This is a genomic window from Bradyrhizobium sp. Ken64, assembly GCF_055807555.1.
The window spans coordinates 212,904-221,738 of record NZ_JBVVPA010000013.1 but is presented as its reverse complement, the minus strand read 5'-3'; the positions used below and the strand labels follow the sequence as shown (position 1 = coordinate 221,738).

Genomic DNA, 8,835 nt, shown 5'->3' with positions numbered 1-8,835 from the left:
ACCTCGTTGGCACCGCGTCCCGCAACTTCGCGGACCTTGTCGGTGTCGAGCGCGTCGGCACGCCAGATCTGGCCGCTACGCAGGATCTCCATGAACTGCGCATCCCAATCCGGATTGAGCGGCTGGCACGGCCCCTCTCCCGCTTGTGCGAGAACGCCCGCCTCGAGCACCCGCTTCTCGCGGGCTTCCTTGGCTTCCGCGGTCGGATTTCGCCCATTAATCAGCCGCTCCCGAATCTCCGGTGGCGCGTCCTTGATCGATGGCAGCGGCGGATCGTGCGAGAGGCCCCCCGACGCGGCAAACAAGACCCGCTTGCCGGAACGCGCAGCGAACCGCCCTACCGATTCACCGATTTGCCGGGCACGGCGATAGGTCGCAACGGGCGGCGCAGCGGCGTTGACGAAGATCGGCAGGATCGGGATCGACTTGAAGTCACCGAGCATCGCCTCCCACAACTGGACGAAGCCGTGATCGACCGGCATGCGATACGAAACCGCTACGTCGAAATCCTCGGCACGCACATGGTCGATGAGCTCGAGCGCCGTCTTCTCCGGAACATCCAGCGGTCCCGTCCCGCCTCCCCAGTCGCCTAGGGAGACTGCGCCGGCCCCGACACAGAACGAGGGCATCAAGTCGTAGAAGAAGCCGTTGAAGTGATCGGGAGCGAACTGGATGATGTAGTCGGGTGCGAACTCCTTCACGAATGTCCCGAGCCGTCCAAACGCGGTTCGGACGCGTTGCTCGGTTTCGTTGCTGGCCGGCCCCTTGTACATCAGAGGCGTATGAGAAGCGCAGACGATGGCAACTGACATGTTGGGATTCCTTGCGCCGAGTTGGATTGTCGATCGATGGCTGGCGGCTACTTCTTCACCAGCGGGCACGGACTTTCGGAGAGCGGGCGGTTGACGGACTCGCCGGCCAGCGTCTGAATGACGTTGTAGAGATCCCAGGCGCCCTTGTTTTCGCCGGGCTTCTTGACCCGGAGCAGGTACATGTCGTGGATCATCTTGCGGTCGGCGCGGATGTAACCGTCGGCCGCGAAGAAGTCGCGCACGTGCTCCTTCTCCATCTGCTTCATGACGGTCGGAGCGTCGTCGGTACCCGTCGCCTTCACTGCCTTCAGATAATGCGCGACGGAAGAGTAGACGCCCGCGTGGAATCCGGTCGGCATGATCTTGGCTTTGGCAAAAAAGCGTTCGGCCCAAGCGCGCGTTTCGGGCGTTCGATCCCAGTAGAACGGCGACACTTCGTAAGCGTCGTGCGCGATCTTCTGACCAACCGCGTAGACGTCCGTAAGCACGGACTGAAGCGGAACGATCTTGGCCGTGGAGCTAAGGCCGAATTCATCCGCCTGCTTCATCGCGGTCACCGTATCGCCGCTCGATGCTGCGATGGCGATCACGTTGGCCCCGCCATTGGATGCGGTCAGAAGAAATGACGCGAAGTCGGACGTGTTCGGCGGAAACACGGAGTTGCCGACCACCTGGCCGCCGTTGAGCTTGACTTGCTCCGACGTATCGCGAGTCAGGGCATTGCCATACGCCTGATCCACCGTGAGGAAATACCACTTCGTTCCGCCCGCCTCGATCACCGATTTGGCGGCGCCTTTTGCGAGGTTGTAGGTATCGACGGTCCACTGGACCGTAAGCGGCGAGCAGGCCTTGCCATTGAAGTCCGACGAGGTCGAGCCGGACAGCAGCATGATCTTGCTCTTTTGCGCCGCCATATTCTGCACGGCGAAGCCGATCGGCGATCCCTGCATGTCGGCAACCACGTCCACGCCTTCGACGTCGAACCAGCGTCCGGCTATCTGCGATCCGATATCGGGTTTGCCCTGATGGTCGGCCGAGATCACCTCGACGTTGAGGCCGGCGCCGAAATCCTCGGCGGCCATTTCAGCCGCGATCACCGAACCCTTGCCGTTCGCCATCGCCGTGGGGCCGGCGATGTCAGTCAGGACACCGACCTTGACTTTACCACCGCTCAGATTTGGGCTGGCGCCACCGGTCTGGGCCGCAGCGGGCATTGCGAGGGCCAAACATACGGCCGCGGACAGATAAAACCTTGAATGAACCATCGTTTCCTCCCGTCGCCGCCGTTTGGGCGTGCCGGGATGGATTGCCGCCGATTGAACTATGATTCCATCGAAGTCTGTGAAATGTTCGCACTGCGAACACGTCCGGAGGGATCATGCACCGCAACGTTAGGGCACTTTCCCGAGGATTGGCGCTGATCAACGAGCTCAACGCGAGCGGGCCATCGAACGTGGTACAGCTCGCGAGGAGGACCGGCCTCAATCGAACGACGTGCTATCGCTTGCTCGATACGCTGCGCGAAGACAGCTACGTAACATTCGACGAAACGAACGCCTTGTTCGGCTTGACGCCCAAGGTGCGCGCCTTGAGCGAAGGCGTGTCTTCCCGGGACTTGTCGAGCCAGGCGGCGCTGCCGGCGATGTTCGGCCTGCTGGACGACGTCTCTTGGCCCAGCGACTTCGGCGTCTTCGAACTCGGCTCAGTGCTCATCCGGGAGAGCACGCATCCCTTCAGTCCGTTCTCCGTGCATCGCTCCATGGTTGGTCGAAGGAGATCGCTGGTGCGCAGCGCGCTCGGGAAAGCCATTCTAGCCGCCTCAGCGCCGGCGCTGAGGCGTGAAATGCTGGACCTCACCGCATCGCTTGTCGAGGAAGATGCGGGGTTGGCGAAGGACCGCCGCTTCATCGAAGATATTCTCTCGCAAGCAAGGAAGGACGGCTATGCTTCGTCTGTCGGTGGATCGGAGGCGGGCATCAGCGCGATCGCGCTCGCCATTCCGGGCGGGGGTCCCGTTCTCGGCAGTCTCAATCTGATCTTCTTCTCGTCATCTATGTCCCCCGAGGCGGCCGCCAAAAAGTATCTGCCCAGCATGCGGGTAGCGGTGAAGGAAATCGAGCGGCGGTGGTCTGCAGCGAACAAGGCGCGCGGCCAGCCTGCGAAACCCTAATCTTTCTCTAGAGTTGCCGAGCCGCTATTCGCGTCCCATCTGACCGGCTACAATACGCACGCGTAGCGCGGAGAGGCGGTTGTTCGACGGATTGTACAAATGCGAGTATCGCGCTGGTTCCGTGCTGAACCGTAGCGTCATGCATGTCCGTGGTGGCCGCATGCTGGGTGGAAACTCGGCTTTCGCCCACGTCGGAAGCTACGAAGAGATCGATGGTGTGATCGTCGGTCGCGTAGCCGGACAGCGCCATGCCATGAATCCCGAGGTGCGGCAGCTCTATGGTGCGGACGATGACGAGCTAATCCTGCGCGGCCGTGCGGTTGGCGATTCCTATCACTTCGATGCCTCTCCGGTCCGGCTCCCTGATCAAGTGATGCATTCCGTGATGACCAGCTTGGATGAGGAATCATTGCCGCCGCCAGGAAAGGTCGGCAACGGCGGCATCCCAAATGGCCTTTACGGGCTGCGCATCCGCGCGCTCGATGGGATTGATGGCGGACTGACCGGTGTGATGCTGCTGGAGGACGGCCGCATGCTGGGCGGAGACGCCTTCTTCTACTATCTCGGCTCTTACTCCTCTGCGGATAACCGCTGGCGCGGTGAAATCGTCAACCAGGAACACACGGCGGCTCGCGACGCGATCTTCGGCGGGTACGAAGTGGGCATTGGCTTTTCGGGCAGTTGGGAGGCCAACGGCGCGATTTGGGAGGCGACGGCGCTGGCCGGAAAACGAAGTTTCCAGCTGGCGGCCGAGATGAAGCTCCTGCACAGGATCTGATCAAGAGTTCAGTTCGTGGTCGGATGAGGACGCTGCAGCTTGAGATCAACCAAGCGGCGAACCAGTAGAGCTTGAGCACGGATGAGGGCGCTCTCGGCGAGCAGGTGGCTCCAAGCACGTGTGCATAGGAACGGCCCCGGCACCGCGGGGTTGGTGCTGTTCAATTGAAAATGCGCCGATGCATTTGGTCCGACGAGCAGATAGCCGGAGAAGGAGCTCCGCAGGATCGGTCCTGACCTTGGTTCTGGCCTGTTGGGATGGATTGCAGATCTTCCACGCGGCCAGTTGTGACGAGTTCGAGCAGATCTCGCCTGGTGGCGCGCCATGATCATACAGGCGGTCGAGATCATCGCAGAAATTGTCCTGGTCGTTCTCGCCCTTCGCGATGTATTCGATACGGTGGTGGTGCCCGGTGAGAGCCGAAGCGCGCTACGCGTGGCGCGGCGGCTGCTCGCCATCATGCTTCCGATTTGGAAGTGGGCCCGCCGCGGCAAGAGCGGGGTTTCCACCAGCTTTGCGCCGGCGATCCTCATGGGCTCCTTCCTGATCTGGATGGTCCTTCTGTGGCTGGGCTTCGGCCTGATCGCGCATGCGCTGGGCGATTGGTTCGCGCCGCCAGCTGATTTCCTGGAGGCACTGTTCATCGTCGGAAGCGCGTTGTGCACGGTGGGACTGAGCGGCATCAAGGCCCACGGTCCGGCCCGCTGGGCCCTGGTCTTAGCCGGCCTTTCGGGTCTTTCGGTCCTGACGATGGCCGTCACATACCTGCTGCAGGTGCAAGAAGGCATTTCCCGCCGCGATGCCGGAATTCTCAAACTTACGACGGCTGCGGGTCAGCCGCCCTCGGCTCTCGGACTGCTGGAGCGTTATGCTGACCTCGACTCTCCGGAGGAGATCAGGCGCGTGCTTTACAGGGGACGGGATTGGTGCGCCACCGTCCTGCAGAGCCATGCTTCCCATCCATCGCTGATCTACTTCCGATCCGTCGGCGTGGGCTCGGGCTGGCCTGCAACGCTCGGAGCCATGATGGACCTCGCACTGATGTTCGAACTGCTGATCGAGGACCGCGAGAGCCGAGCGCTGGCGATCCTGCTCCGAAGCGAAGGATTGCGCCTCATCGACGATCTGAATGGACTGATCGGCCTCGAGGCAAAATCTGACGATACCAGTGCTGCGGCAGTTCCGCGGGTGTGCGCCCGCTTGACGGCGGCGGGCTACAAGGTGCGTTCGTCGGCGGACGCAGCGGAGTTCGCGGAGCAGCGGCGAAAGCACGCTGGCCGGGTACGCGCCGCTGCTGAGCATCTTGGCACCACGGCGGCGCCCCTGATCCCTTGATCATCGACAGCGGCATCGGGCCGTGGGTTGTTGGTGCGCTTCAGTCGGGGCATTCAGGGCAGGTATCGCCGACCGAATCCAGCACTCCGCGGACCTCGGCGACAGCCTGGTCCGGAGACAAGCCGTCCGGAGGCTCCTGCCTCGCGATGTCCAACGCGCGCTCCCGGGCGTGAGGATCGGCCCGATCCTTCGCCCATCCGTGCTCCTCGCATTCATGGATGGCGCCCGCCTCCTGCAGCACGTGGATTGCCCAGCCGCGCAGCGTCCGGATCGCCGGTCGTCGTTCCTTCGTCATCAGCATCGACATCGCTCCTGCCAGGACGAATCCTGCCGCCCGCCTGCCCGTTCCGGGCGTAGCACAGGTCAGGGATTCGCAATCGGTAGGGCTGCGGCTTGTCCCCCTGTTCCGCGGCGCTGTGCACAAAACCAGAAGCGCTGCCGGATGGACCTGGCCACCTCAAGTTTGATCGGCATTGCCAGCCTGAACGCGCAAGGTGTATTTGCTAGGCTTGGTACCTCTGAAGTAGCGGGAGGGGTGCATGGGTAACCGAGCTCGCGGAGGTGTTGCGAAACGACGTTGGTCTTCGGCCGGAGCTCGCTCCGGACGGGATCGGCGTCGATGTCGAAGGCAGGCGGGTAGTTTCGTTTCTCGTCGCGCGACGGCTGGCGCGACGGGGAGAGGATCACGCTGCGCAATGGAAGGCCTATCGAAGAGAGATTTCATCGGGCCTGCTTGCCGTGATGCGGTTGGATGCGGCAAATCGCGAGATCGAGGATTACGTTCTACTGCCTGCCTCGTTGAGGTCGGGACGCTACGTCTGGCTCGCATCAGGCTCCCTTCGTCGTAATCGCGGGGCGCTTTACCGGGAAAGGGGGGCACTGTTCGCGGCCATCAAAGCAACGCTGGCAAAAACCACCCGTGCCGCCCCAACCAGCTCAGCACCGCCGAAAAAGCGATCGAGATCAGGCCAGCCCAAAGCCAAGGGCTTCGGCGGGCGGCGCTCACGGTGCGGAGGTACAAAATCGCACCGATGAGAGTGCCGTAATTCCTTCGGAAGTCACCGTTCAGCTTCGCGATCTTGGACAATTCCGAGGAGGTGTCCACGTCATTCGCCATCGGGCTGGCTCCTTCGTCTCGCTAGGACCAGCGCCTTATGAACCACTGTTTTGCCCGACGGAGCAAGACAAATTTCGTCTTATCGGAATTCTCTGGCGCCGTTTCCAAGCCACCCGATCGGCTCGAACCGCTAGGCGGCTTCGCCGATATATCTCTCCTCACTCCGCTTCTGATTGATGAGATTCAACAGCTGCGCCGAGGCCCGCGCGTCGCATAGGGCGCGGTGGTGGGTGGCGAGCGATATGCCGTAGATCTCGCAGAGCTTCCCAAGTCCGTAGGACTTGTGTCCCGGATAGCGCCGCCGCATCCCGGCACACGTGCAGAGCTTCGGAAATCTGAAGCGCCGCCCAATCCGCTCGAATTCGTAGGTGATGAAACCGTAGTCGAAGCTGACGTTATGGGCGACGAAGATGCCGTCGGCCATGAACTGCATGAAGGAATCCGCGACTTCGGCGAACAAAGGCGCGTCCCGAACCATTTCGTTCGTGATGCCGGTCAGCTGGACGATCTTTGCCGGAATGGAACGCTGCGGGTTGAGGAGAGAGTGCCACTCGTCCACGACCCGGTGGTTGCGGATCTTCACAGCGCCGATCTCGGTGATGCGGTCGCCGTTCGACCATGAGCCGGTGGTCTCAATGTCGACCACGACGTAATCCTGCTCGGGGTCGAAGCGGTAGTCGACCCTACCGATCTCGGCCACAATGCCGGCGTCGCCGAGCTGGCGGAGGCGGGTCAGTTGGTTGCGGCGGATCACGTCGCCTTCCGCCTTGACCTCCATGAAGGACGCCTTGCCGTCCTGGACCAACATGAGGTCGGGGAAGCCGTCTCGCATCCCGCGGAAATCGTCGCACATGCCGCGGACAATGCTGGCGATGCCGGCCGTATCGGACCCTTCGAGCAGGGCGCGCAGCGCCTCCACTTGCACGTGATCCCAGCTGAAGATCCCGTTCGGGCGCCCCCACCTCGCTGCGACGGTGCGGAGGATCAACGGGAGGGCGGATCCGGACGCGATGGCCGCCAGCTTCTCGTCGATTGTCGCGGCGAAGAGCCGACGGAAGCTGCGGTCCTTCAGGCAATGAGGCATCCAATCGAACCCGCTGGGCATGCGGGTACTCTCGAACAGTTCGTCCCAGAAGAGCAGGCCAAACAGGGTTTGCCACAGCACGTTCTCGGTGAAGTAGACCTTCGTGCCCCCGCGCCGCAGCACGCCGGCGACGCCCGCCTCGGGATTGCCGCGATGAGTGTCGTCTACGGTGATCGTGCGGCCGGACCGCAAAAGTTCGGTGTGGAGACCTGTGCGCCGTCCGCCGAACTTGCGGGCGTAGAAGTCGGTAGCGAAAAGGTGTTCTTCGTCGCTGGCGGGATCATCGATCATGCGCTGCAGCAGCGCTTCGGCCTCTGTCTTGTCGCCGTCATTGTAGAGGAGTCGGACCAGGCGCTCGTTGCAGTCCGGCGAAGACCCCGCCCGGTAAAGCTGAAGGGCAAGATCGCTTTCGCCTGCTTTCTCGAAGAAAAGCCCCGTTTGATGCGCGGCTCGGCTGCGGAGATCGCCGGCGAACTGAGTCCCGCAGGCGGGCCCGGCGAACAGGTCGACGGCGGCCCGTCTGTGGACAGGCTCCGTTCCGACCTCCAGGCTGTCGAGGATCTGGCTGTAGTGGAACGAGGCGAGCGCCTCCTCGGCATCGGTGAAGCGCGCGCTAAACGACGTCTCGCGGTTGGTGCGGAGGATTCCCAGGTCGCGCAGCGCGAAGTTCTTCAGGCTCACCTCGGTCTTGCCGAAATACAGGTAAAGCAGGAACTCGATCGGCCGCGTCCCCTCGAGCGCGATGAAATTGCGGGCGCCACAGTGCTGCGCTGCGACCGAAAAGGGGATGGTGTGTAGATAATAGTCGACGAACTTCGGCTTCGACCAGGATTTGCGGACGTCTCCTCGCCCGGCCGCCTGCGCTCCGGTGACGAGGACGTCCTTCGGCAGGGACGAGACGAAGGCCGCATAGTCCGCCTCGCCGAGCGCGCGGGCCTGACCGGCCGCGGTCAGATCGGCGGCCGCACGCTCGACGTCATCGATCTCGGGGTAGTTGAACAGGGATCGGTTGAAGATGGCACCGCGCCTGTTGATCATGCGGACCAGGAGGCAACGCGCATCTCTCGAAAGGCCCTCGAACCGCGCCATGAAGGCGTGATGATCCGGACCAAGTACAGGGGCGTACGTCCGCCGCACGAACCCCAGCATTTCGGCGAAGTGGTCGAGATAATAGTAGACGGGCAGTTGCGGCAATTTGGCCAAGCGGACCTTCGGGGCAGAATCGTTGTTCTATTTTTGTTCGAGGGCCACCCTCAGAGTCAAGTGTCAATCGGCGCCGAACTCGGCCCGTTGAAGTAGCGGCGGCAATTCCTTGTCGCAGCTGACCGAATTTGCGTCGAGGTGGGGTCCCGATCGGCGCCGATCGGGACCCCACCCCAACGTGGCTTTTCTAATTTCGTTCAGACGGATACTGCCGGGACTTGAAGCGACGTGACCCCGGCGCCGATTCACAATCGGCCAGAGCTACTGCGAACGGCACGCGGGTGTGCGAGCCAGATCACGCCACCAGAAAGTCAAAGCCTGCTCTGCGATGGCCCG

Annotated in this window: 8 protein-coding genes; 3 read left to right on the top strand and 5 right to left on the bottom strand. The window is 62.5% G+C overall.

Annotated features, from left to right (window positions below):
• The coding region (locus AC0L2F_RS22170) for a 3-carboxyethylcatechol 2,3-dioxygenase (RefSeq protein ID WP_473249844.1) at positions 1–812 on the bottom strand (812 nt) is incomplete at its 3' end.
• 47 nt (positions 813–859) lie between these two features.
• Positions 860–2,026 (bottom strand): ABC transporter substrate-binding protein, encoded by a 1,167-nt coding sequence (locus AC0L2F_RS22165; protein ID WP_473249843.1) that lies wholly within the window; start codon positions 2,024–2,026, stop codon positions 860–862.
• A gap of 164 nt (positions 2,027–2,190) precedes the next feature.
• On the opposite strand from AC0L2F_RS22165, the gene AC0L2F_RS22160 reads away from it, so the two are divergent.
• From AC0L2F_RS22160 to AC0L2F_RS22150, 3 genes are all read left to right on the top strand, one after another.
• Complete coding sequence (locus tag AC0L2F_RS22160) at positions 2,191–2,982, top strand: IclR family transcriptional regulator domain-containing protein (protein ID WP_473249842.1); 792 nt, start codon at positions 2,191–2,193, stop codon at positions 2,980–2,982.
• 79 nt (positions 2,983–3,061) lie between these two features.
• Positions 3,062–3,760: a GrlR family regulatory protein gene (locus AC0L2F_RS22155; protein WP_473249841.1), complete on the top strand. Its 699-nt coding sequence runs from the start codon at positions 3,062–3,064 to the stop codon at positions 3,758–3,760.
• Positions 3,761–4,084: 324 nt separating this feature from the next.
• Positions 4,085–5,095 carry an ion channel gene (locus tag AC0L2F_RS22150; RefSeq protein ID WP_473249840.1) on the top strand — a complete coding sequence of 337 codons (1,011 nt, stop codon included), beginning with the start codon at positions 4,085–4,087 and terminating at the stop codon, positions 5,093–5,095.
• A 40-nt stretch (positions 5,096–5,135) separates the two neighbouring features.
• On the opposite strand, the gene AC0L2F_RS22145 is transcribed toward AC0L2F_RS22150, so the two are convergent.
• The 3 genes from AC0L2F_RS22145 to AC0L2F_RS22135 form a co-directional block, all read right to left on the bottom strand.
• Positions 5,136–5,396 carry a hypothetical protein gene (locus AC0L2F_RS22145; protein WP_473249839.1) on the bottom strand — a complete coding sequence of 87 codons (261 nt, stop codon included), beginning with the start codon at positions 5,394–5,396 and terminating at the stop codon, positions 5,136–5,138.
• A 591-nt stretch (positions 5,397–5,987) separates the two neighbouring features.
• Positions 5,988–6,212, bottom strand: a complete 225-nt coding sequence (locus AC0L2F_RS22140; protein WP_088931269.1) for a hypothetical protein — start codon at positions 6,210–6,212, stop codon at positions 5,988–5,990.
• A 130-nt stretch (positions 6,213–6,342) separates the two neighbouring features.
• The gene (locus AC0L2F_RS22135; RefSeq protein WP_473249838.1) at positions 6,343–8,499 is read right to left on the bottom strand and encodes an exonuclease domain-containing protein; all 2,157 of its coding nucleotides are present in this window, start codon (positions 8,497–8,499) and stop codon (positions 6,343–6,345) included.
• Positions 8,500–8,835 lie beyond the last annotated feature (336 nt).

What these genes read in the sequence shown, in the direction of transcription:
- AC0L2F_RS22165 (WP_473249843.1), bottom strand. Translation starts at nt 2,026, where the DNA reads ATGCCCGCTGCGGCCCAGACCGGTGGCGCCAGCCCAAATCTGAGCGGT.
- AC0L2F_RS22160 (WP_473249842.1), top strand. Translation starts at nt 2,191, where the DNA reads ATGCACCGCAACGTTAGGGCACTTTCCCGAGGATTGGCGCTGATCAAC.
- AC0L2F_RS22150 (WP_473249840.1), top strand. Translation starts at nt 4,085, where the DNA reads ATGATCATACAGGCGGTCGAGATCATCGCAGAAATTGTCCTGGTCGTT.
- AC0L2F_RS22145 (WP_473249839.1), bottom strand. Translation starts at nt 5,396, where the DNA reads ATGCTGATGACGAAGGAACGACGACCGGCGATCCGGACGCTGCGCGGC.
- AC0L2F_RS22140 (WP_088931269.1), bottom strand. Translation starts at nt 6,212, where the DNA reads ATGGCGAATGACGTGGACACCTCCTCGGAATTGTCCAAGATCGCGAAG.